The organism is Bibersteinia trehalosi (assembly GCF_004346205.1).
Lineage (GTDB): Bacteria > Pseudomonadota > Gammaproteobacteria > Enterobacterales > Pasteurellaceae > Bibersteinia > Bibersteinia trehalosi.
Genome location: NZ_SMAM01000001.1, coordinates 289,535 through 314,673, shown reverse-complemented (window position 1 = coordinate 314,673; position 25,139 = coordinate 289,535). Strand labels below are relative to the sequence as shown.

Genomic DNA, 25,139 nt, shown 5'->3' with positions numbered 1-25,139 from the left:
TCCTTTTGGTTGTTTTTTGTTAAGTTGAAAATCTATATCAAATTCCCCTCTTTAGCAAAAAGGGGTTAGGGGAGATTTGGCAATAGTCATTTACGAAGTGAGAGAATGAATAGAGAGTTTTTCTAGTTTATACAAAGTATTTCTTCGTTATCTATTCTGTTAAATTTCCCTCTGCTCTCTACTAAAGAGGGGAGTTTACTCCCATCAAACTCTCAATATCCTCAATCTCCTTCGGTACGCCACTGGTTAAATTCTTGCAGCCATAATCGGTAATCAGCACATTATCTTCAATTCGCACACCAATTCCCCGATATGTTTGAGGAATATCTTCTTCATTTGGGATATACAATCCCGGTTCAACAGTAAGTACCATTCCAATTTCTAGGGATCGACTTCGATCTTCGCCATAATTCCCCACATCGTGAACATCTAGCCCGAGCCAATGCCCCAAACCGTGCATATAGAAACGGCGGTAGGCTTTTTCTTGGATAAGCGTGACAACATCACCTTTTAAAATCCCCAATTCTACTAAGCCTGTGGTCATAATCTCCACCACTTTATCATTAGCCACTTTAATTGACGAATTTGGGGCGAGTAATTTCATCGCTTCTTTTTGAGCATTGAGTACAAGCTGATAAATCTCTCGCTGGGCTGGGCTGAATTTGCCGTTAATTGGGAATGTTCGGGTAATATCACCTGCATACATCGCAAACTCCGCCCCAGCATCAATCAACAATAAATCGCCATCTTTTAGCACTTGATCATTCTCAGTGTAATGAAGAATACAAGCATTGCTACCGCTTGCAACAATCGTATTGTAGGCAGGAAATCTTGCCCCGAAACGAGTAAATTCGTGTTGAATTTCACCTTCAATTTCCATTTCATAGCGATTAGGGCGAGTCTGTTTCATTGCTCGGATATGGGCGAGTGCAGAAATTTCGCAAGCTTTTTGAATTAATGCGACTTCTAATTCTGATTTAATTAAGCGCATTTCGCTCAACATCGGCTGCCAATCAATCAAGTTTATTGGCGTTTTTTGACGGGCGGTTTTAATCTGTTCCAAACCATCAAAAATAAGTTTATCGCCCCATTCCTGTATGCCAAAAGCATAGTAACAAGCGGTAAGATTTGCGACTTTTTCTGCAAATTTTGCAGAAAATTGCTCAATTTCGACCGCTTGATCCACGTCCAAAACGGCTGGGGCTTGAGCCGTGCCTAATCGCTTACCGTTCCACGTTTCCATTAGTGGGTCTTTTTCTCGCAAGAAAATAATACTCTCGCACTTCCCTGCTTTTTTAACGAGCAACAGTGCAGATTGTGGTTCGGCAAAACCTGTGAGATACCAGAAATAACTATCAGGGCGAAAAAGATAATCGCAGTCGTGATTACGACGTTTTTCACTCTCAGTAAAAATTACCAACGCAGAATTATCCTGCATTTGAGCAAATACACGTTCACGGCGAGCGGTAAATTCAGATTGAGGAAGTTTAGCGAGATAAGCAAGATCCATAGTAAAACCCAAGCATCAAAAAATGCTTGGATTCTAGCACAATCAACTTTTTTGCGGAGATTTTTTTGTTTTTGACCACGTTTTTTTCGGCGGACTTAATTTGGCAAGTTGCTGTAATACTTGGCTATTAGGCGATCTGAGTAGATCGGGTAATCTGCCTGTCAGCTGTGCCATAAATTGCTGATAGCTCACCTGTTTTTTGCTCATATCCGTTAGTTGCATTTCCCAGTGTGCTGTCATATCTGGTTGAGTGGCAATTTCAGGTAGTGCTTGAATTAAGGTTCTACCCGTTTCTGTACTGTGAATGCTCCGCCCTTTTTTAATCAGAAATCCTCGTTTAAACAGCAGTTCAATAATGCCTGAACGAGTGGCTTCTGTGCCTAAGCCGTCAGTTTCTCTGAGAATTTTTTTGAGCTGTTTATCCTGCACAAAGCGGGCAATACCTGTCATTGCTGACATTAAACTCGCATCGGTAAAATGGCGTGGTGGTTGGGTTTTCTTCTCTACGATTTCACCCTTTTCGCAATGCAACGTCTGCCCTTTTTGCACTTTGGGTAAAAGTGGTTCAAAAATTTCATCGCTATCTTCTTTGCCGAGTAGCGATTTCCAGCCTGCCACAATTAAATTTCGAGCTGACGCTGTAAATACTCCCCCAGCAATATTCAGCTCGATTTTGCCTTTGCGATACTCTGCATCGGGGCAAAATTGCAAGAGATATTGGCGAGCAATCAGGCGGTAAACATTGCGTTCACTTTCGGTTAAATTTACATTACCTTGTCGTGCAGTGGGGATAATCGCGTGGTGAGCTTCAACTTTGCTGTCATTCCAACAGCGATTTTTACGGTTTGAATCAATTGCTTCTGGCTTTTCGGTATATTCGGTTAAATGATGCGAAATAGCCGCCATCACTTTATGCCTATCCGCATAATGCTCATTCGGCAAATAACGATTATCTGAGCGAGGGTAAGTGATCAGTTTATGTGTTTCGTACAGTTTTTGACAAATATCCAGTACGGCTTGAGCTGACAAACCGTGACGACGTGCCGCATCGATTTGTAACGCAGAGAGCGAATAAGGCAATGGTGCCGTTTCACTTTCCATTTTATCTTGATAATCCACCACCTTTGCAGGCTGATTGGTAATGCGTTTGACCACATTTTCCGTTAAAGGTCGGGAAAGTACCCGTCCTTCATCGTCTTGATAATCTTCGCACGCTTTACTTGGTTGCCATTGAGCTTTAAATTGTTCTTGCGTTTCTGGCACGACGACATGGGCAAGTACTTCAAAATAGTCTTTTGGCACAAAATGCTCAATTTCTAAATCACGGCGAACGATTAAGCCTAACACGGGTGTTTGTACCCTGCCTACCGATAACACGCCGCTATAGCCTGCCCAACGCCCTTGCAAGGTATAGGCTCGAGTCATATTAATTCCATACAGCCAATCGGCTCTTGCACGAGCCAAAGCTGACGTTGCAAGCGGGATAAAATCTCGATTATTTTGCAATTTTTCAATCGCTTTTTTCACCGCATTAGGGTTCAGATCGCTGATTAAACAGCGTTGGATTTGGTTGCGTTTTTCGCTTTCCAAATTGAGATAGCCGAATACTTCGTCCACTAAAAGCTGCCCTTCTCTATCAGGGTCGCCAGCGTGGATAATTTGGTCTGCTTGTTTGATGAGTTTTTCAACCACTTTAAACTGTTTAAGCGTTTCTTTTTTGGGAATGAGCTTCCATTGGCTTGGCACAATCGGCAAATGCTCCATTCGCCACAGTTTAAAGCGTTCATCGTAGGCATCTGGCTCGGCTTGTTCAAGTAAATGGCCGATACACCAAGTTACCGTATCCCCTTCGCCACACTGAATAAAGCCATCGCCTCTGGTGTGTGGTTTCGGTAAAACATCGGCAATCGCCCGCCCAAGACTAGGTTTTTCAGCAATAAATAGACGCATAGGTAATTTCAATAAACATAAATTTGCAAATTTTAAGCGAATTTTGACCGCTTGTATTTAAGAAAGGGGGCAATGCCCCACATTATGGATTAATTTAGCCCACGTTCAGAAAGCAACATTTGGCACTGTGCAGGGGGTTGAGGTAGTGTTTTAGATTTTGGTGTGCTGCTTGGTTTAGCTGGTTCAAACCAAGAATAAAGTTCTGCGCCACAACCATCACCAGTTGGCACTGGCGCTTGGTTTTCACAATGTGGTGCATCTGCTGGGCAGCGTAAACGAACGTGGAAGTGAGAATCGTGATAATACCAAGGGCGGATTTTGCGTAGCCATTCTCGATCTTGCCCTGCGGTTGAGCAAAGTTGTACTTTAATTGCGGGGTTTACGAAGATACGATCAACTTGCGGATCTTGCGCAGCTATTTTAATTAATTTGGCGTGCTCTGGCTTCCAATTTGAATTAATCACTTGCTTTTCACGATCAACAACAAGCAAACCTAATCCATCTGGTTTTGCGGCGGTTTTATCGTCCATAGGCCCGAAACGTAACCAAACATCTGCATCAAGCCCTGTTTGGTGACTGGCGTGTCCTGATGAGAAACGTCCGCCTGCGACCATACCCATATCCCCAATTAAAATAGGCGGTAACCCTGCTTGTTTTGCTTTTTTTCCGAGGTTTTGTAGGTACGCTAATAAATTGGGATGACCATAATAGCGATTACGTTGATAACGAATAACTTGATAGCCTTCGCCTTTTAATTCGAGTGGTTGAGCGCCAATAATACAGCCATTGCTGTAGCCGCCAATAGATTGTGCTTTACCCGCTACTGGGGTCTTAATACTTTCCCACGGGGTAGCAAAACTAGAAAAAGAATATATTGCAAGCGAAGAAGCTAAGGCAAGTTTGAGTAATTTCATTGAAAGTCCTTTATTAAAACCGTAATTATTGACAGACTACATTCTAGTAAAAGGGTTCCATAAAAGCAAAAAGCCTATTATTTAGGCAGGCATATCTTTTTTATAAAATGTTGTTTGACAGAATAGCAATAAAACGTTATTTCTATGCACGTTTTTTATTTTGGGAAGTATCCCAAAGCGAAAAAAAGTTATAATGCGAATTATAGCGGGAGAGGCGCAACACTCAGGCAACTTATTTTAGGTAACTAGGCCGTTTGAGAATAAGTGATGGGAGTGATTGCCGAGGTGTGAATTCACTAGATCAGGAATGAACATCGGCTAAGCAGGTTGAATCCTATTAGCTGTCGTTTAAATCGGTTTTAAGCCGTTTGAATGGAGTGCTCTTAAAGTTCTCAACAAACCCAAAAGTAACTCATCACAATTTCCTATCTCAAATTTCGACCTCTAATTTTGTAAACACATTTTATTTTTATAGGAAATTCTTATTATGTCTCATCTTTCTGTTGCAAAATTTGGTGGTACTAGCGTTGCAAACTTTGATGCAATGACTCTTTGTGCAAATATTGTTACTCAAGATCCCAACACCAAAGTTGTGGTACTTTCGGCATCTGCTGGCGTAACCAATTATTTAGTTGAATTGGCAAACGGTTGCGAATTGGCTCGCCGTGAAGAGATTTTAGATGCTGTTCGCACAATTCAATACAATATTATTGAACAATTACAGCAAAAAGACACTATTTCTGCGGAAATTGATGCGCTTTTAGAACACGTTACCGCATTAGCAGAATCTGCCAGTCTTGCAACATCCGCTGCATTAACGGATGAGTTAATTTGCCATGGTGAAATGATGTCCACCAAAATTTTTACACAATTATTAAATGAACGTCATTTCCCTGCAGTTTGGGTAGATGTACGTGACGTTGTTGCGACAAATAACCACTATGGCAAGGCTGCTCCAAATGATGCGAAAACCCAACAGCAATCTGATACGGTGATTAAGCCATTAATTGAGAGTGGTAAAATTGTGATCACTCAAGGGTTTATCGGGCGCGATGATGAAGGTAAAACAACGACATTAGGTCGTGGCGGTAGCGACTATTCAGCCGCACTATTAGCAGAAGTATTGAATGCCAACGATGTGTTAATTTGGACAGACGTGCCAGGTATTTACACCACTGACCCTCGCGTTGTGCCACAAGCCAAACGTATTGATACAATGGCATTTAACGAAGCCGCGGAAATGGCAACTTTCGGTGCGAAAGTATTACACCCATCAACATTACTCCCAGCAGTGCGTAGCAATATCCCTGTTTATGTAGGCTCAAGCAAAGCACCAGAGCAAGGCGGCACTTGGGTAACCCGTGATCCGCAACCACGCCCAACATTCCGTGCATTAGCGTTACGCCGTAATCAAGTATTACTCACGCTTTCAAGCCTAAGTATGTTGCACGCACAAGGTTTCTTAGCAAAAGTCTTTGCTATTTTAGCAAACCATAAAATTTCAGTTGATGTGGTTACCACTTCTGAAGTGAGTGTTGCATTAACATTAGATAAAACAGGCTCTGCTTCTTCAGGTGCAGACATGCTTTCACCTGAATTATTGGAAGAATTGCGTCAATATTGCCATGTACAAGTTGAAAGTGATTTAGCTTTAGTCGCCATTATTGGCAATAACTTACACACACAATCAGGTATTGCTAAACAGTTATTTGAAACATTAGCTCCGTATAATGTGCGTTTAATTAGCTATGGTGCAAGCACCAATAACGTTTGTACTTTAGTGAAAATGGAAGAAGCAGATAATGTGATTCGCGCATTACACGCTGCGCTATTTGAATAATCTATAAAAGATGAAAAGGACAGCTTTATGCTGTCCTTTCTTTTTGCACTTTTTCCAGTAAATTCTACCGCTTGTGTGGTAATTTCTGCCAAGTAACTTCATTCCGCAGGTAAATAGGCTCAATATCTAACGCTGACTGCGTATTGCCTACTTTGATTGCTAATTCTGCCAGTGGCAACATAAAACGAGCGGATGGCAAAGTGATTTCACTCACTGAAACAGCTAGATTCGCTTGGGCAAATTGCGGATAAGCCGACCAACCTGTACCGACAATAGTTGGTTTGCGATCTTGTTGGATCTGTTCAATCGCTTTTTCTGGGGAGCAAACTTGTTCTGTGATAATTTCATGCCAGCCATTATCATCTCTTGAAAATTGAGCAAAATAGACTTCATTCATTCTTGCATCAATCAGCGCAACAACTTCTTTTACCCCTAATTGTTGATAAGCCTGCTCTGCCATGGTCATAAGATTAGAGACCGCAACAACAGGTAATTCTGCCCCGAGTGCCAAACCTTGTGCAATGCCCACACCAACACGCACGCCAGTGAAACTGCCTGGTCCACGTCCAAAAGCAAGATAATCTACATTTTTCAGGCTGATATGTTGAGTTTTGAGTAGCTCATCAACCATCGGTAAAATACGTTGCGTGTGGGTTCTTGGGCTGAGTTCGTCTGTGTGAGTAATTTGGTTTTGATATTGTAATGCAACAGAACAGGCTTCAGTTGCAGTGTCTAGAGCGAGAATGGTTGGTTTCATCTTTCATCTTCTAATTTAAATAAACTAAGGGCGAATATGATTCGCCCCTACGGTTTCGTTAATCGTTTTATAGGGCAGATTACCTCCGCCTTTGATACGATTTTTGTTTTAGGGAAAATGCAATCCCAATATTTTAACACTTTATTTTGCAGAATTTCTGCGTTTTTCCACCGCTTCAGCGAGTTCAAATAGCACTTTTTCACTGTCTTCCCAACCGATACAGCTGTCGGTAATACTTTGCCCGTAGGTTAGGATTTTACCTTCTTCTAAATCTTGTCTGCCTTCAACTAAGTGGCTTTCAATCATTACCCCCGAGATCAAGTGTGATCCGTTTGCAATTTGAGCAGCAACGTCGTGGCATACGTCTAATTGACGCTTGTACTGTTTTTGGCTATTGGCGTGGCTGAAGTCAATCATCACGTGTGGGCGACGACCTGATTTTTTGATGTCCGCACATACTTTTTTCACACTTTCTTCATCATAGTTTGTACCGTTGTCACCACCACGTAAAATAATGTGGCAGTCTGGATTTCCTGCGGTTGATACAATCGCAGAATGTCCAAATTTAGTTACAGATAAGAAATGGTGTGGCGCTTCTGCTGCACCAATGGCATCTAACGCAATTTTTACGCCACCATTAGTAGCATTTTTAAAGCCTACCGCACAAGATAAGCCAGAAGCTAATTCACGGTGAACTTGTGATTCTGTCGTTCTTGCTCCAATCGCTCCCCAACTCATAAAATCTGCCATATATTGTGGGGTAATCATATCTAAAAACTCACCGGCAGCAGGAACGCCTAAATCATTAATATCTGAAAGCACTTTGCGAGCAATACGTAAACCATCATTTAAAGCATAGGTTTCGTTTAAATAAGGATCGTTGATTAACCCTTTCCAACCAACGGTAGTACGCGGCTTTTCAAAATAAACACGCATCACTACTTCTAAGTTTTGATTGATTTTAGACAGGTTACGCATCGCTTTAATTTTATGTGCATATTCTAAAGCTGCTTTAGGATCATGAATAGAACAAGGTCCAATTACGACCAATAAACGCTCATCTTTGCCGTGTAAGATATTGTGAATAGCATTGCGTGTATCTGCGACAGTTTGTGCCGCAATGTCGCTCACGGGGAAGCGCTCTAATAACGCGACAGGAGGAAGTAATTCTTCAATCTTGCTAATGCGTAAATCATCATTTTTGCTTTTGTACATTGTGTTGCTCTCTTATTGTTAGGTAATCTAAATAGTGCTAGTTAAGCTATAAGAATTTCTAATGGATGTCAAACAGTTCGCACTACTAAAGTAGTACAAACGGTTTGAGTGAAGTTTTAGTAAGCAGCAAAGGTATTGCAGACGCTCGGGTTACCAGAATATAAGCCTTTTCTGAACCATTCTAATCGTTGTTTGGATGAGCCGTGCGTAAAGCTATCAGGAATAATTCTCCCTGTACTTTGTTGCTGTAAACGGTCATCGCCAACGGCTTGAGCCGCAGCGAAGGCTTCTTCTACATCACCTTCATCTAATCTGCCCTCTTTCTGAATCTGATGCCCCCATACGCCGGCAAAACAGTCTGCTTGCAGCTCTACCATCACGGATATTTTGTTCGCCTCTGCTTTGCTTCTGGCGTTACGTTGTGCTTGTTGAGTTTGTTGTGAAATCCCTAATTGATTTTGGATATGGTGCCCCACTTCATGAGCAATCACATATGAAAACGCAAAATCACCACCGGCACGCATTTTTGAACGCATATCATCATAGAAGGAAAGATCGATATAGATCCGTTCATCTGCAGGACAGTAAAATGGCCCCATTGCAGCTTGCCCTGTTCCACACCCTGTTGCCTCAACCCCAGTATAAAGAACCAGCTTAGGCTGACGATAACTCATTCCATTTTGACGGAAATAATTACCCCACGTATCTTCCATATTACCCAAGACTTGTTTTGATAATTTTGCTAAATGATCCTCTTCTACCTGCGATAAACGTGAGCTGGCTGATTGTTGATAGCTAATGTCATTACCTAAGCCCACAATACCCGATAAATCTACACCATAATACGCTCCAACTAAAACAATGAGCAAACTGAGAATGCCCCCTTTTTTTCGTCCTGAAGTTAGCATTCCACAACCACGGCTTTTACGACGATCGATCACATTTTGACTTTCTCTTTGTCCATCTAAACGCATAATTTGTATCCTTTTTGCAAAATTTTAGAAAAAATTAACCGCTTGTTTGAGATTATCTCGCCAATACTTCTCGCTTACCTCGGCTATCAGGTGCAGAGAGAATGCCCTGCTCTTCAAGCTGGTCGATAATGCGTGCCGCACGGTTAAAGCCTAGTGAGAAACGACGTTGGATACCGCTAATTGAGGTTGCTCCTCCGTCAATCATAAACTGAGCGATCTCATCAAATAGTGGATCGACCTCATCATTTCCGTTTCGTTCTCCGCTACTCTCGCCCTCATCTCTAGAGGCAACAATGCTTTCGATATAATCAGGTTTACCTCTTGCTCGCCAGTTATCCGCCACACGTTGCACTTCATCATCGGTCATAAATGCCCCGTGAACACGCATAATTTCAGGGCTACCAGAGGCAGAATAAAGCATATCGCCCCGTCCGAGTAAACTTTCCGCACCTCCTGCATCGAGGATTGTACGGGAGTCAATTTGGCTTGCCACTGTAAAAGCAATACGGCTTGGAATGTTTGCTTTAATCACACCTGTAATGACATCGGTTGATGGTCGTTGAGTCGCGAGGATTAAATGAATCCCCACTGCACGGGCTTTTTGGGCAATACGCATAATATGATCTTCAACTTGCTTGCCCGCGGACATCATTAAATCGGCAAACTCATCAACAACTAGCACAATATAGCTCATTTTCTCAAGCGGTGGTGGTAGCGCATCCATGGTATCACCAGGTTTCCATAATGGATTTGGAATAGGATAACCATACTCTTCATCTGCTTGGCGAATTTTTTCATTATAGCCTTCAATATTACGTACACTTAAACTACTTAAAAGTAGATAACGACGTTCCATTTCTTCCACAGCCCAACGCAACGCATTCTCGGCTTTTTTCATATCTGTTACAACAGGCGTAAGCAAGTGTGGAATATCGTTATAAATAGAAAGTTCAACCACTTTTGGATCTATCATAATGAAACGTACTTGATCAGGAGAGAGTTTAAACAATAAACTCAAGATCATTGTATTTACGCCTACAGATTTACCACCACCTGTTTGCCCTGCTACGAGCAAGTGTGGCATTTTTGCCATATCAACAACCACAGGTTTACCACTAATATCTTTACCCAATGCCATTGGTAAGGTAAAACGGCTATTGCGGAATTCTTCACTATCTAAGACTTCGCGTAACCAGACTGTTTCACGATGACGGTTTGGCGCTTCAATGCCCATATAAGGCTTACCAGCAACCTTTTCGGTAATGCGGATAGCACTAAACATTAAGGCTCGGGCAAGATCATTTTCTAAACGTGTGATTTTTGCCGCAATCGTGCCTGCCGCTGGTTGAATTTCATAGCGAGTAACAACAGGGCCTACTAGCACATCTTCTACTGTGGCTTTGACTCGGAAATTTGCTAATTCTTGTTCAATGCGTTGCGACATTTCACGAATTTCTTGTTCGGTAATCTGCTGTTTTTCTGCAGGGTGTGCGGTGAGCAAATCTAATGTCGGTAATGGTGTGGTGGGTTTTTGCGTATTCTGTTTTTTCTGCAATAATGGGTGTACTAAACTTGTCCCGTATCCTCCATTTGGATAGCTGGATTTGTTAGCTGTTTCAATCAATTTCTCAGCTTCTGCAGCAAATGGCTTTACTTGGGGTAATTTCTCTTGCCATTCTTCTTCATCGTTTTGCGCAACTTCGCGTAAAATTGCAATGCGTTCATCTGTCGTTTGTTCTTCTAATGGGCGAACATGCACTTTGGGGATTGGCTGCATGAATTCGGGTTCTTCCACAACTTCAGGTGTTGCAAACATCTCTACAGGAACATTCACCTGCAGGTTTGCTTCTTCTAGTGATTGTGGTTTTGTTATCTTTTCCGCCTCTTCTGCCGCTGCTACTGGCTGATTTTGCTGTGAATTTAGGCGAATTGTTGGCATGATGACCGATTCGAATGCGAGATCTGCATCTATTTCATCATTCCTATTTTCTACACTGTGTGTGAAAATTGCATCATCTTCTCCCATTTCTACATTTACTTTTGGTAAATCTTGCGCACGGTTTGTATCAAACTGGGTAATATCTGTTAGGCTATCATCGTTGATTTGTGCGGGGACTACTGATGATTTTAAGCCGCTAATTTTAGGGCGCACGAAGTGAGAGATATCTGTCAGTTGCTGGTTTTCTACGTTATTCGTTGCATTTTCTTCTCTTTCTTTATCAATATTAGAGGCTGCTAACTCTGCGACTGATTCTGAGGGCTTTGCAAGATTTTCGCCATTTTCAACCGCTTGTTCAGAGGAAGATGAAACCGTTTCCTCGGTTTTACTCTCTTTGTCATTTAAGATCCATTCGTATAAGCGGCTAGCAAGTTGTAATAGCACCTGCCCAGAGCAAAAATAAAAGCCGATAGAGGTAAAAAGCATACCTAGAAATAGCACGGCAAATTGACCAAAGCCATTGCCAAGTCCTTGCTCTAATAGACCACCAATAAAACCACCAGATAAATAATAGGCTGAATTAGGTAAAATAACATGTGCTAAAGCGCTTAACCCAATCATTAGTAAACTAAAGCTGGCAAGCCATAAGCTAATGGATTTCCAAGTTAATTGTGGGCTTAACCCTAAAACAAGCGCATAAGCAGCGCTAAAACTGAGTACCAGTGGCGCAATAACGGCGACTTTACCAAACATTGCCAATAGCAAATCGGTCAGCCAAGCCCCTAAGATACCGGTTTTATTTAACACAGTATGTGTGGCACTGCTGGCAACCGACCATGCATTATCAAGTGGACTATAGCTCGCCCATGCGATAATTAAATAGATGCCAAATGCAATGGTTAGAAAAAGGGCGAGTTTGATTAAATTTTCTTGTCCTTTTAACACGACTTATCCTTATTTTAATAGCAAATAGTTGGTCTGTTTTACTTCTTCCATTACCACATAGGTACGGGTGTCATTTACTCCCGGCAAGCGTAGCAGTGTTGTTCCTAGTAGCTTCCGATATGCAGACATATCGGCTACACGTGTTTTAAGTAAATAGTCGAAATCTCCTGAAACAAGATGGCATTCTTGAATTTCATCAAGTTGTTGTACTGCACGGTTGAACTCTTCAAATACATCGGGTTTGCCTCTGACCAACGTAATTTCAACAATAACAAGTAATGGTGCATCTAGTAACTCTGGATTTAATAACGCCCGATACCCCATGATGACATTTTGTTTTTCTAAGCGCTTCACTCTTTCTAAGCAAGGTGTTGGCGATAATCCCACACGTTTAGAAAGTTCGATATTTGAGATTTTACCGTTACGTTGTAATTCACTTAGGATTTTGAGATCGATAGCATCTAATGCTTTCGGTAGTTTTTTATTTTCCATAACAACACCTTTTCAGAGATTTGTACTAATACTATTGTAGCTTGTTCCAACAACTTGGTCTAAGGCTTTATTTGAATTATTAGCAGATGCTAAAGCAAAGCGGTCGATTTTGCAGATTTTTTTGCAAATTCGACCGCTTGCTATCTTTACGACTATTAACCCACGACTTTAGGTAATAATCCCGCCTCAATTAAGAATGGTACATTGATAATAATTAAGCCTAAGACGAGCGCAAGAATCAGTGCAATTGAGCCTCCTGCAACACGGTATGGCATATCCGGATAACGTTTTCTTGCTACCCATACCATTGCAACAGGCAATACTAATCCGTAGAAAGTAAACATTTGACCAGCATAGCTTAATACAGCTAAGAAATCGCGATAGAACAAGGCAAATGCAAGTACTGGCACGAATGTTAATAGGCCTAATACAATGCGATTTGCTTTCACATTTACGCGTTTTAATAAATCATCTAAGCAATCAAAAAGCGAAAGCGAAACCCCTAAGAATGAGGTAATTAACGCAAGTGCAGAGAAAATACGTACGGAACCACTAATAAAACTGCTGCCCGTTGCTTGGAATGTTGCTTCTACTAAGCCATTTAGTGTTGGATCTTTGCGGATAATTTCAACAAATTGCATTTGGCTAAAGACTCCGTGAGTTGCCATTTGCCATAAAATATAAGCAACTAATGGAATGGCTGTACCTGCAATGATTGCAAAGCGTAAGCGGCGAACATCGCCATCTAAATATTTATTGATGCTTGGAATCGCGACATGGAAGCCGAAAGAGGTAAAGAAAACAGGACTAGCCGAAATAATTAAAAAGTGATGTAACGGCATTGCACCTAAATTTTCAAGGGTGACTTTTGGCAGCATCGTGAATAATACTAGAGCAAATGCAATTAACTTACCGATAAAGAGTAAACGTGTAACACCATCTACTGCGCCAGTGCCGACTGTCACTGCAATAGCAAAGACGGTTACAAAGCCAATAATTGCAATTTTTTCGGCATTTTCACCAGCAAACTCAAGGAATGGTGCAAGTAGATTTCCACCGCCAAGAGAATAGACGGTTAAAATTGCGTACATAAAAATAACCAGCGACAAGGTAGCCAGTACGCGCCCTGCGATACCAAAATATTCTTCTGCGAGTGTTGCAATACCCGAATCAGTAGCGGGAGCACGTTGATAAAGCTCAACAAATAATAATGCGCTATATGAAAGCAATAACCAAAGAACAATCAATAATGTTAATGTCATACCAAAGCCCATTTCAGCAGAGGTAAGTGGCATAGCTAACATTCCTGCCCCAATCGTAGTCCCTGCAACAATTAAGGTACTACCCAACGTTTTATTTTGCATGGTGAAATTTCCTAATTAAAAAACAGTGGAAGCATTCTATCAGAACTGCAAATTAAGTTGTAATTTATTTTTTACAATGTAAAGTCGATTGCACAATTATTGTATAGCGCTTAAATAAAAAAACCGAGAATGTGTTTACACTCTCGGCTTTTAACTACGTTATATGTTAATGGCCAGGATTGGTCAGATTGTCGAAATCATCAGCTGTTTTCGGTTCATCTTCCATTTTAGTTGTATCTAATGGTGGTGGATTATTATCACCTTTATCATTCCAACCCGCTGGATCACCAACAGGTCGGCGGGCCATCAAATCATCAATTTGTTTACGATCAAGAGTTTCATACTTGATTAACGCAGCCTTCATTGCGTGCAAAATATCAATATTATCCTCTAAAGTTTGTTTTGCACGAGCATAATTACGGTCAATAATTTTTCGCATTTCTTGGTCGATTAATTTTTGGCTATCTTCAGATACGCCTTTAATTGCGCCCATGCCATCTTCATTTTGATAAAATAATGGTCCAAGCTCTTTCGAGAAGCCCCACTGAGTAACCATTGCGCGTGCAATTTGAGTTGCTCGGTGAATATCAGATGACGCTCCTGTCGTGATTTTATCTTCGCCAAAAATAAGCCCTTCCGCGATACGCCCTGCAAATAAGGTGGAAAGTTGGCTTTCCAGCTTAGTAAAGGTTTCGCTAACACGGTCACCTTCCGGTAAGAATTGAGCGAAGCCTAATGCTTGACCACGCGGAACAATCGTTACTTTATTAAGAGGATCGTGTTCAGGCATCAAATAACCCACAATTACGTGTCCTGCTTCGTGGTATGCCGTATTTTCAATCTCGCGTTCGGTCATGGTATTAGAACGGCGTTCTGGCCCCATATTGATTTTATCGCGAGCCTTTTCAAAATCATTCATGGTAACGACTTTCTGATTCGCTCTTGCTGCGAATAACGCCGCTTCATTCACTAAGTTAGCTAGTTGTGCACCAGAGTATCCTGGTGTTCCACGAGCAACCAGCATAGGATCAACATCAGGTGCAAGCGGTACTTTTTTCATGTGAACTTGCAAAATTTGTTCACGTCCTTTTACATTTGGTAAATCAACTGTGACTTGACGGTCAAAACGCCCTGGACGAGTTAAAGCGTTATCCAAAACATCTGCACGGTTAGTCGCAGCAATGATGATAATCCCCTCTGAGCCTTCAAAACCATCCATTTCAACTAGCATCTGATTGAGGGTTTGTTCACGTTCATCGTGTCCTCCGCTAAAACCAGCGCCACCACGCTTGCGACCAACGGCATCAATTTCATCAATAAAAATGATACAAGGGGCATTTTTCTTAGCTTGGTCAAAGAGATCTCGTACACGCGATGCACCTACGCCGACAAACATTTCTACAAAATCTGAACCTGCCATTGTAAAGAATGGTACTTTCGCTTCCCCTGCGATCGCTTTTGCTAATAATGTTTTCCCTGTTCCTGGTGGACCAACCATTAACACACCTTTGGGAATTTTACCGCCCAGTTTTTGGAATTTGCTTGGATCTCGCAAAAATTCCACAATTTCAGCAACTTCCTCTTTGGCCTCATCGCAACCGGCAACATCTGCAAAGCTTGTTTTAACTTGGTCTGGAGCAAGCATTTTAGCTTTACTTTTACCAAAACCCATGGCACCACCACGCCCACCACCTTGCATTTGACGCATATAAAACATCCAAAAGCCGATTAGCATCAGCATTGGAAACCATGAAATCAAAATTTGTGAGAGTAAGCTACGGCGCTCAGCAGGTTCTCCAACAACAGTGACATTTTTATTAAGGAGATCATTAAGTAAATCACGATCATAAATTGGCATCACTGTTTGGTATTCTGAGCCATTATTGCGGGTGACAGAAATCACTTCGTCATTATTTTTGAAATTGACGGCTTTAACACGATTCTCTTTTACATCGTTAATAAATGCTGAATATTCAACTTTATTAGTGTTGGAGAAAGTGTCGTTAAATCCTTGGAAAGAAGTCATCAGCACGACGCCGATCACTACCCACAGCAGGATATTTTTGAATAAGTCGTTCAAGGGTTTACCTCTTTTTTAATAAAAATCTATGCAAGGGTACTATAAATTGCCATCGTTTGCCATATTCATAGCATTCGGCAAAAACTATCAACTAGCCTTTATAGCCTGTCGCCACAATATAAACTTCACGTGAGCGATCGCGTGAAGCTTCAGGTTTGCGCACTTTTACACTACTAAATAGAGAGCGAATTTCCCGCAAATATTCATCAAAGCCTTCACCTTGGAATACCTTTACGACAAAACTCCCTTTAGAAGCGAGCACTTGACGACACATATCTAGTGCTAATTCAACTAAATACATTGCACGCGGGATATCTACTGATGGCATACCACTAAAGTTGGGTGCCATATCTGACATGACAACATCGACTTTTTCTTCACCCACTCGTTCTAAAAGCGCATTTAATACACTCTCTTCACGGAAATCGCCCTGAAGAAAATCAACACCAACAATAGGATTCATGTCTAGAATATCACAAGCAATCACACGTCCTTTACTACCAATCTGGGTCACTACGTATTGTGACCACCCACCCGGTGCAGCACCAAGATCGACCACTGTCATTCCATGTTTAAATAAACGGTCGGTTTGCTGGATTTCATCTAATTTAAAATAAGCACGAGAACGCAATTTCTGCTTATGTGCCTTTTGTACAAACTGATCTTTAAAATGTTCTGCAAGCCAACGAGAGGAACTTGCACTGCGTTTTCTACCCATTTCTTTATTCCGTTACCCAAAATGTTGCTTATGATAAGGCTGAAATCCTTAATTTCAAGTTAAAGCCGATAAAAAAGCTTGTGTAGTGCAATTTTTGCAAAAAACTCGTCCGATCACACCGCTTGTATTTGCTCGAATAGACGAGTTTTCGCTATAATCCCACCGTTTTGCCTTTGGGCATTGATTTATTTTTATAGAAGGAATTAATTATGAGCTTTTTAGCAGGTAAACGTATTTTAATCACTGGCTTAGCCAGCAACCGTTCTATTGCTTACGGCATTGCCAAAGCAATGAAAGCACAAGGTGCAGAGCTGGCTTTCACCTACTTAAATGATAAATTGAAAGCTCGCGTGGAAGAATTTGCAACTGAATTTGGTTCAGACATTGTTTTACCAATGGATGTGGCATTTGATGATAGCATCACGAATTGTTTTGCTGAACTTAGCAAAAAATGGGAAAAATTTGATGGTTTTGTGCATTCTATCGGCTTTGCTCCTGGCGATCAGCTCGATGGCGATTATGTAAACGCTGCAACCCGCGAAGGTTTCCGTATTGCGCACGATATTAGTGCATATAGTTTTGTAGCAATGGCACAAGCTGCTCGCCCATACTTAAATCCAAATTCGGCACTTTTAACGCTGTCTTATTTAGGTGCAGAACGTGCAATTCCAAACTACAATGTAATGTGCTTGGCAAAAGCGTCTCTTGAAGCAGCAACTCGTGTGATGGCTGCCGATATGGGGAAAGATGGTATTCGTGTCAATGCGATTTCCGCAGGCCCAATCCGCACTCTTGCTGCAAGTGGTATCAAAGACTTCAAGAAAATGTTGTCTAGCTTTGAAAAAACTGCTCCATTACGCCGTTGTGTAACCATTGATGATGTGGGTAATTCTGCGGCATTCCTATGTTCTGATTTAGCAGGCGGTATCACTGGCGAAGTCGTACACGTTGATGCTGGTTATAGCACAGTAGCGATGGGTGATATTGAATAATCCATAAAAAATGGTCGTTTTAACAAGCTCAACGACCATTTTTATTTCTACGATAGCAGAGCCTATCTGAGCTACATTTTTTATATTCGCGGTGGCTGAGCTTGTCGAAGCCACACTTCCCCATTTTAAATAACTTGGGGAATTTTTATTTTATCACTGATGAAACTATGTTCCAAAATAATCCCCTTTTAGCCCAGCTAAAACAACAAATTGAAGCGTCCAAAGAGTATGTGGAAGGCGTAGTAAAAGCATCTGACAAAGCTTATGGCTTTTTAGAGTGCGATAAAGAAAGCTTTTTTATCCCGCCTCCAGAAATGAAAAAGGTCATGCATGGCGATAGAGTAAAAGCTGTCGTTAAGCGTGAAGGCGATAAAGCACAGGTTGAAATTGACAGCCTTATTGAGCCTATGCTTGAGCGTTTTATTGCACAGGTGAAATTTAACAAAGACGGTAAATTACAACTTGCCGTAGATCATCCTAGCATTAACAATCGCATTGGGGCGAATGTGAATAAAAAAGTCAGCCAAGAACTCAAAGAAAATGATTGGGTGGTGGCACAACTTCGCACGCACCCTCTGCGTGATGATCGTTTTTTCTTTGCACAGGTTACACAATTTATTTGTGAAGCAAATGATAACTATGCCCCTTGGTGGGTAACACTTGCTCGCCACGAACAGCCTCGTGAACCAGTAAAAGGGGAAGATAGTTATGAATTGCACGATGAATTAGATCGTGAGGATTTGACGCATCTTTATTTCACCACAATTGATAGCCCTAGTACGCAAGATATGGACGATGCGCTCTATATTGAGCCAACCGATAACGGCTGGAAATTAGTCGTCGCCATTGCCGATCCAACAGCCTATATTCCTGAAAATTCTCGTTTGGAAAAAGATGCTCGCCAACGTTGTTTTACGAATTACTTGCCGGGATTTAACATTCCAATGTTGCCTCGTGAGCTTTCAGATGAACTTTGTTCGCTTGTACCAAATGAAAAACGCCCTGCATTAGTGGCTTTCATTGAAACGGATAAAGCTGGTGAAATTGTCGGAGAAACTCGTTTTGTTTCTGCTTGGGTAAAATCGCATGACCGTTTAGCCTATAACGATGTATCAGATTTTATTGAGCAGCTAGAAAATAGTTGGCAGCCAGAAAGTAATGAAACTCGTCAGCAAATTGAGTGGTTGCATCAATTTACCCTTGCTCGTATTGAATGGCGTAAACAAAATGCCTTACTTTTCAAAGAAAGTGGTGATTATTCGTTTGAATTAAATGAAGATGGATCTGTACGTGATATTCACGTAGATTTCCGCCGTATTGCTAACCAAATGATTGAAGAATCGATGATTCTTGCCAACATTTGCTGTGCGAAATATCTTGAACAATACGCTGGTACAGGGGTATTCAATACGCATAGTGGTTTTGATAGTAAAAATTTAGAGCCTGCTCGCAAATTCTTATTAGAGACACTGGCAGATGATGAAAATCGTGAAGCATTAAGTGAACGTTATGCCCCAGAGCGTTTAACTACACTTGATGGTTATTGCGAAATGCGTCGTGATATAGATGCGTATAGCGAACGGACTCAAACCAATTTCTTGGAGTTGCGTTTACGCCGTTATCTCACCTTTGCAGAGTTTAAAAACAGCGTAGCACCACATTTAGGCTTAGGGATTTCTCATTATGCGACTTGGACATCGCCAATTCGTAAATATGGCGATATGGTAAACCACCGCATCATTAAGCAAATTTTGGCGCAAAAAGCACCGCTTGCAGTAGAAGAGAGCATACTTGCTCGTTTACAAGAAGCTCGTAAACAGAATCGTCTCGTTGAGCGTGATATTGCTGACTGGCTTTATGCTTGCTATCTTGAACCGATGGTAGAGAAAAATGTAGAGTTTGAGGGCGAAATTCACGATGTTTCTCGTGGTGGATTGCGTGTGCGTGTGACTGAAAACGGTGCATCCATTTTTGTGCCATGCTCGACACTTCATTCAAATAAAGAAGAAATCTTGTTTACGCCTGAAGAATTAGCACTTTATATTAAAGGTGCTAAAGCTTATCAAATTGGGCAAACGGTTAAGCTGAGATTAACCGAAGTACGATTGGAAACTCGCAGTATTGTCGGCGAATTATTGCTTTAGCTAATATAAACAAAGAAGGCTTTCATCTCTGAAAGCCTTCGTTTTCTTTAAAATTTCATTTCCATTCCTAAGATAAAGTTACGCCCCATTTGCGGCACAAATTGGTGGTAGGAGGTATGAATATAAACTGGCTGATTCAGCAGATTCGTGCCGTTTAGGCTGATTTTGTAATCCAAATCTTTCCACTTATTACTATATGCCACACCTATATTTAACATCGTATTACCTTCCGTGATATATTCCAACTGGCTGGTACGGCGTTGAGTAAAGGTACGGATCAATTCTAAATCTCCTGACCAATTTGGGGTAAACTCCGCATTAAAACGAAAACCTAGTCGTACAGGAGGGGTTCGAGGCGTATTTTGATCAGCACGATAAATCAAATAATCTTCACCTGGTTTAGCATCTTTTGGTAAATAATCTTTAAATACGCTGTAATCGCTGTTTACCGTCAGTGGAGGTAAATTGGTCAGCCAGCCTCTTACCATATCACCAAAAATCGTGGCTTGGTATTTGTTGTTAAAGCGGTAGCTTGCCTCAGCTTCTATGCCGTAAAAACGGGCTTTTGCCTGGTTATAACGACGCATAAACAACTGATTTTCACGGAATAAATTTTCATTGTAAATGTAGTTTTTAAAGTGGTTGTAATAAACATTTACTTTGTATCCAACTCGCTCAGTTTGATAACCTAAGCCTAGTTCTACATTGTTAGATTGCTCTTTTTTCAAATCTTTATTGCCGTATTCAAACGAGTTAGTCGCAATATGCTGTCCGTGATAATACAGCTCCATCGGCGTTGGGAAACGTTCGTTATGCGATGCAGTAAATGAAAGTTGATAATCTGGGTGGAAAAACCAATTTAGCGTACTGGAATAGGCATAAGCATTTTGGTTATAAGGAGACAGATCTGGCTCAACCTGTTGACCACCACTAATGCGATAATGATCCTGCAAGCGTTTGATTTCATTGCGATCGTATTCAATTTCAATCTTCTGCTTTTCTACTCGTCCGGCAAATTCAAGAGCAAAATTATCCCACATATACTGTTCAATACCGAACAGGCTCATCTGTTTATTCGTGTTTTCAACCAGCGGGAATTTCACTTCACGATCTTTCGGTGCATGCATGCTGCTCTTCTGAGTTTGGTACTGCACGCCCCATACACCGGTTAAACCATCTAGTGGTGCATGATAGATTTCCAAGCGGGCATTTTTGCCTCGATTTTTGAAAATATTGACCGGTTTGCCATAATCCTGATCTTTTTTCAGCTGTTTATGGTAGCGTGTTGCTAACACACCGGCATCTTTTTCGTCATGGTAATAATCGGCATCGGCGTAGCTTACTTTAATTTTATCAATACCTTTGAATGGCTGACGCAACTCGGCTTTTACATCAAATCGTTTGGATTCTAAATCAACCCATGGACCAGGGTGTGTATGGTCGTGATCGTGTCCGAATGGATTATCGTGACTGTGTGTACCATCTTCTGCATGATTAGTTCCACAGTGGAAATGCGGATTGCTCCCAATGTTTTCCTCGCCAATCAAATGCGGATAGAGATAGGTATAGGCGTATTTGTCCCGTTTATTGCCGTAAATATGACCAGTACAGAAATCGAATTTATGGTTATGCCCTGGTAAGCCATAGTTATCCCGCCGTTTACTGTATGACGCACCGATATAACCTTGCTCACCAACAAAGGACAATCCTAACGTACCGACTTTGGATTTATTATAAGTATCCGGTACATAGTTTAACCGTTCGCCTAAATTAATCCCTGGAACACGGTAGTTATCGCTGTGGCGGGTCAGCCCTTCGGCTCGCACCGCAATATGTTTGCCGATACCAAAGGTTGCTCCTAATGCGCCGACTTTCTCTTTGGCAGCGGTATCAAAACGGCTATTGAGTTCCACTTCATAGCCCTTTTCTGGGATCTCAGTTGGAATGCGTTTATCTACCACATTCACAATCCCAGCCGGTGAACTGCTGGCATAAAGCAAGGTACTGGAACCACGCAAAATTTCTACCTGTTTAGCAAGCAATGAATCGGCAACCACCGCATGATCTGGCGATAGGTTTGACATATCAATCACATCCGAACCGTTTTGCAGAATACGAATTCTCGCGCCTTCTTGGCCACGGATAATTGGCTTACTCGCGCCACCGCCAAACGGGTTACTGTGTACACCTAACTCCGCTGCAAGCGCATTGCCCAGCGTTGCTGAGCGCTTTTTAAATTCCTTACCTGCAATAATTTTATCACTGACTTTCAGTAAGGTAACTTCACTTCCTTGCGAAATACTCGGTGTACTACCAACTACTGAAACTTCGTCTAACACTGCAACATCGTTATTGTTTGCCCAAACAAGCGGGCTAAATTGGGCTGAAATCAACACAGCTAGTAATTTTTTATTAAACAATTTTATTCTCCATAAAATAATTATGGTTAATAAGTTACTGCAAAATATGAGGCTTGACAATAATAACCATAAAAAAATTATATATTTTTATCTTTCCCCTCTTGCCAAGCAGGAAATATATCCATTAAAATTTTATGGATTTAACCTAACGGAGATAAAACATGCGTTCTACATTTAAACTTACTCTTGCCGCAATTGCGGTTTCTTTTGTGATTACTGGCTGTAAATCTAGCCATGGTCCATCTGTGGTAGCAAAAAATTCAGAGCCTCAACCAATTCAAATCACAAAGGAAAAGGATAAAAAGGAAGAATCGAATAAAGCCAATAACATTCCTGCTAAACCTGAGCAACCAAAACCGGTTACTCCAGCCGAAACACCAAAACAGCCAGAGCCCGTTGTTCCTACACCAGAAAAACCAGCTCAACCAGAACAACCCGCACAACCTGATATACCAAAGAATAAACCGTACGCTTCTGGTATTAATGAGGATAGCAAAGGCCAGGCATGGCGAGTTGTTGCATTAAGTCAGACAGGAAGTTTAGTTAATGTAAGTAGCGCAAGAGCAGATCATACGGATTACCACCTAAAAAGTGATAAATCACCACTTGGAGCCAGCCAAGAGTTTGGAGATACAGAATATAACTATTCTCTTGGTTTTGAATTAGGTCAAAATACTCAAGACAGTCGTTTTATTAAATCTCTTAACAATCGAGGCGATAACTACCTTGGCCTGCATCAAGGCAGCTATAAAGACTCTAGATTGGTTGGTAATAGCCAAGAAATTAGCTACCTCTACATCAATCAACCGTATTCTAGCTATGGTGCTCTTTTTACTGATGCCGAAAATAGTAATCTGTTCCACGTGCAACTAAAAACCGGTCGCGACAGTGATGGTATTTCTGAAGATAGCGGGGCTGGTAGTAATACTAATAGTGCCGAATATACGGTTTACACTTTACAAGGTAAAAATGGTAAATGGAATAATGAGCTACTGGGTGATGCTGAATATAAAGGTAATGTAATTGCCCGTGTGGAAAAACAGATCAATGGACAATCGGTAGTTGAGACACCTAAAATTGATGGTGATGTTACCCTTAGTCTGCATTTAGATAGTAAATGGGAAAACAGCACATTAACCGGTACAGTAAATAGTAATAGTGTAGGTAAAATTACTCTTGAACAAAGCAAGCTTGCACCAGCAGCTTTCCAGCCAACCTATGAAATTGGTTTCTACGGTACAGCTACCGCAGATAAACAAGATGATTTAGAAGGAGACTATTCAGTAAAATTAGTTGGACCAACTTTAAACGATGCTGTAGGGTCTATACAATTAGAAAAAGAAGATAATATAAAAGATAACGGCATAACTAAATATAACGCTGTATTTGGTGCAGTGAAAACTGAAAAATAGGCTCGCCATAGCTAAAAGGGCTGGTAACAGCCCTTTTCTTTTTCTAAGGATAAGAAATGAAGAAATTTCCATTACTGTTTTTTTTTCCGACATTACTCTTTGCTCAAGATCCCAATAGTACACCTAGCCAAATAGAACATATCGCTAAACCAACATCGGCACCCTTACAGCTTGCAGTGGAACAATCGTCTCGCCACATTTTTAACGAAGCTGAATTACGTGCTAATCAGGCATTAACCGAAAAATTACTCAGCCAAGCTATCTATACTCGCCAGCTCACTAATATGGAAAAACTGGTCACAATTTATCAAGATTTTGCCCATATTGACCCAATTTTATTGCGCTATGCTCAAGGTAAAATCGCGCTACTTAAAGGAAATTATTCACAAGCTATTCGAGAGTTTCGCACTATTCTTGCTAAACAACCTGAACTAAATACCGTACGAATTGAACTGGCAATTGCATCACTACATGATCAACAAACGAATGCGGCAAGTGAACAATTCGATAAAGCTAAAAGTGCCGAAAATCTACCTTATAAAGTGCAGCAACTGATTGAACAGTATCAGCAATATCTGGAGAAAAAACAAGCTTGGAAGTTCAATTTCTCTGCCCACTATGTACGGGATGGTAATATCAATAACACATCCAAACAAACTGAAATTGAGCATACCGGCTATGTGAAACAGCCTAACCTGTTACCACAAACTGCGCACGGAATTCACTATTCTTTTGGACTACAAAGAGATTTTAACCTACTTGGCTCGCATTACCTTAGTTTCGATAATCAAACGCAGGGGGAACTTTATTGGGATAATCATGGCTACGATGAAATCACCAATCGCGCTTTGTTTGGCTATGCTTACAAAAAGTCACAGCAAACCACCCGCGTATTACCATTTTATGAAAAACGCTGGAAACATCATCAATCAGAACGCTGGACAAACGGATTAAGGCTAGAACATGCGCATTGGCTTTCTTCTCGCTGGCAACTTGCTACTGCATTCGAGTATGGTAAAAAACGCTATTTCGACCAACACATTTATAATGGCAACTATCAACTTGCTTCAGCCACCCTACTCTGGCTACGTAATCCGCAACAATTTTTCTTTATTGGCACGGATTTCAACCGAGATAAAACCGTATTGAAACAACATAGTTCTGATACCAAAAGCTTACGTTTCGGCTGGCAGCAGGAATGGCAAACACTTGGATTATCAAGCCGCCTGACCCTAGCTTACACCGACAGACATTATAAAGACACTGCGGTGCTGGGAGGCAAACTTAATCTGGGTAAAATTCGCCATGATCGTGTGAACAGCATTAATCTTACCCTTTGGAAACGAGATTGGCATTGGTTAGGGTTTACACCCAAACTGCAACTTGGCTATGCTAAACATCATAGCAACTTACCAAGCCTATATGCTTACACGGATAAAAATGCGAATCTGATCATCGAAAGTCGCTTTTAAC

Annotated in this window: 17 protein-coding genes and 1 riboswitch; of the genes, 5 read left to right on the top strand and 12 right to left on the bottom strand. The window is 41.2% G+C overall.

Annotation, left to right across the window (positions count from 1 at the left end; all coding sequences use genetic code 11):
• Positions 1-181: 181 nt before the first annotated feature.
• From pepP to mepA, 3 genes are all read right to left on the bottom strand, one after another.
• On the bottom strand, positions 182-1,510 hold the full coding sequence (gene pepP, locus EDC51_RS01505; RefSeq protein WP_131927985.1) for a Xaa-Pro aminopeptidase: 1,329 nt from the start codon (positions 1,508-1,510) through the stop codon (positions 182-184).
• A 42-nt stretch (positions 1,511-1,552) separates the two neighbouring features.
• Positions 1,553-3,460 (bottom strand): DNA topoisomerase III, encoded by a 1,908-nt coding sequence (locus tag EDC51_RS01500; protein ID WP_131927984.1) that lies wholly within the window; start codon positions 3,458-3,460, stop codon positions 1,553-1,555.
• A gap of 89 nt (positions 3,461-3,549) precedes the next feature.
• Positions 3,550-4,374: a penicillin-insensitive murein endopeptidase gene (gene mepA, locus EDC51_RS01495; RefSeq protein WP_131927983.1), complete on the bottom strand. Its 825-nt coding sequence runs from the start codon at positions 4,372-4,374 to the stop codon at positions 3,550-3,552.
• Between the two features lie 201 nt (positions 4,375-4,575).
• Positions 4,576-4,765, top strand: a riboswitch (Lysine riboswitch).
• Positions 4,766-4,861: 96 nt separating this feature from the next.
• Here mepA and lysC point away from each other — a divergent pair.
• Positions 4,862-6,214, top strand: coding sequence for a lysine-sensitive aspartokinase 3 (gene lysC, locus EDC51_RS01490; RefSeq protein WP_131927982.1), 1,353 nt, complete (start codon positions 4,862-4,864; stop codon positions 6,212-6,214).
• 64 nt (positions 6,215-6,278) lie between these two features.
• Here the strand turns inward: lysC and tsaB are convergent, their stop codons facing one another.
• The 8 genes from tsaB to rlmE all read right to left on the bottom strand — a co-directional run bounded on the left by tsaB (position 6,279) and on the right by rlmE (position 16,698).
• Positions 6,279-6,971, bottom strand: a complete 693-nt coding sequence (gene tsaB / locus EDC51_RS01485) for a tRNA (adenosine(37)-N6)-threonylcarbamoyltransferase complex dimerization subunit type 1 TsaB (RefSeq protein ID WP_131927981.1) — start codon at positions 6,969-6,971, stop codon at positions 6,279-6,281.
• A 141-nt stretch (positions 6,972-7,112) separates the two neighbouring features.
• Entirely contained in the window at positions 7,113-8,186 is a 1,074-nt protein-coding gene (aroG, locus tag EDC51_RS01480) for a 3-deoxy-7-phosphoheptulonate synthase AroG (protein ID WP_131927980.1), read from the bottom strand.
• 116 nt (positions 8,187-8,302) lie between these two features.
• Positions 8,303-9,160 (bottom strand): KPN_02809 family neutral zinc metallopeptidase, encoded by an 858-nt coding sequence (ypfJ, locus tag EDC51_RS01475; protein WP_131927979.1) that lies wholly within the window; start codon positions 9,158-9,160, stop codon positions 8,303-8,305.
• A 52-nt stretch (positions 9,161-9,212) separates the two neighbouring features.
• A complete protein-coding gene (locus EDC51_RS01470) occupies positions 9,213-12,044 on the bottom strand; it encodes a DNA translocase FtsK (RefSeq protein WP_131927978.1) in 2,832 nt (943 codons plus the stop codon).
• A 9-nt stretch (positions 12,045-12,053) separates the two neighbouring features.
• Entirely contained in the window at positions 12,054-12,536 is a 483-nt protein-coding gene (gene lrp, locus EDC51_RS01465) for a leucine-responsive transcriptional regulator Lrp (protein ID WP_015432509.1), read from the bottom strand.
• 155 nt (positions 12,537-12,691) lie between these two features.
• Entirely contained in the window at positions 12,692-13,900 is a 1,209-nt protein-coding gene (locus EDC51_RS01460) for an aromatic amino acid transporter (protein ID WP_015432508.1), read from the bottom strand.
• A gap of 166 nt (positions 13,901-14,066) precedes the next feature.
• Positions 14,067-15,926: an ATP-dependent zinc metalloprotease FtsH gene (ftsH, locus tag EDC51_RS01455; protein WP_249038455.1), complete on the bottom strand. Its 1,860-nt coding sequence runs from the start codon at positions 15,924-15,926 to the stop codon at positions 14,067-14,069.
• 145 nt (positions 15,927-16,071) lie between these two features.
• Entirely contained in the window at positions 16,072-16,698 is a 627-nt protein-coding gene (rlmE, locus tag EDC51_RS01450) for a 23S rRNA (uridine(2552)-2'-O)-methyltransferase RlmE (protein WP_131927976.1), read from the bottom strand.
• Between the two features lie 209 nt (positions 16,699-16,907).
• On the opposite strand from rlmE, the gene EDC51_RS01445 reads away from it, so the two are divergent.
• Both EDC51_RS01445 and EDC51_RS01440 read left to right on the top strand, forming a co-directional pair.
• Positions 16,908-17,690 carry an SDR family oxidoreductase gene (locus tag EDC51_RS01445; RefSeq protein WP_015432505.1) on the top strand — a complete coding sequence of 261 codons (783 nt, stop codon included), beginning with the start codon at positions 16,908-16,910 and terminating at the stop codon, positions 17,688-17,690.
• Positions 17,691-17,857: 167 nt separating this feature from the next.
• Positions 17,858-19,834 (top strand): exoribonuclease II, encoded by a 1,977-nt coding sequence (locus EDC51_RS01440; RefSeq protein ID WP_131927975.1) that lies wholly within the window; start codon positions 17,858-17,860, stop codon positions 19,832-19,834.
• A gap of 47 nt (positions 19,835-19,881) precedes the next feature.
• On the opposite strand, the gene EDC51_RS01435 is transcribed toward EDC51_RS01440, so the two are convergent.
• Positions 19,882-22,254 (bottom strand): TonB-dependent receptor, encoded by a 2,373-nt coding sequence (locus EDC51_RS01435; protein WP_131927974.1) that lies wholly within the window; start codon positions 22,252-22,254, stop codon positions 19,882-19,884.
• Positions 22,255-22,415: 161 nt separating this feature from the next.
• On the opposite strand from EDC51_RS01435, the gene EDC51_RS01430 reads away from it, so the two are divergent.
• Both EDC51_RS01430 and EDC51_RS01425 read left to right on the top strand, forming a co-directional pair.
• Positions 22,416-23,666 (top strand): energy transducer TonB, encoded by a 1,251-nt coding sequence (locus tag EDC51_RS01430; protein WP_131927973.1) that lies wholly within the window; start codon positions 22,416-22,418, stop codon positions 23,664-23,666.
• A 56-nt stretch (positions 23,667-23,722) separates the two neighbouring features.
• A complete protein-coding gene (locus tag EDC51_RS01425) occupies positions 23,723-25,138 on the top strand; it encodes a surface lipoprotein assembly modifier (protein ID WP_131927972.1) in 1,416 nt (471 codons plus the stop codon).
• The last annotated feature ends 1 nt before the right edge of the window (position 25,139 follow it).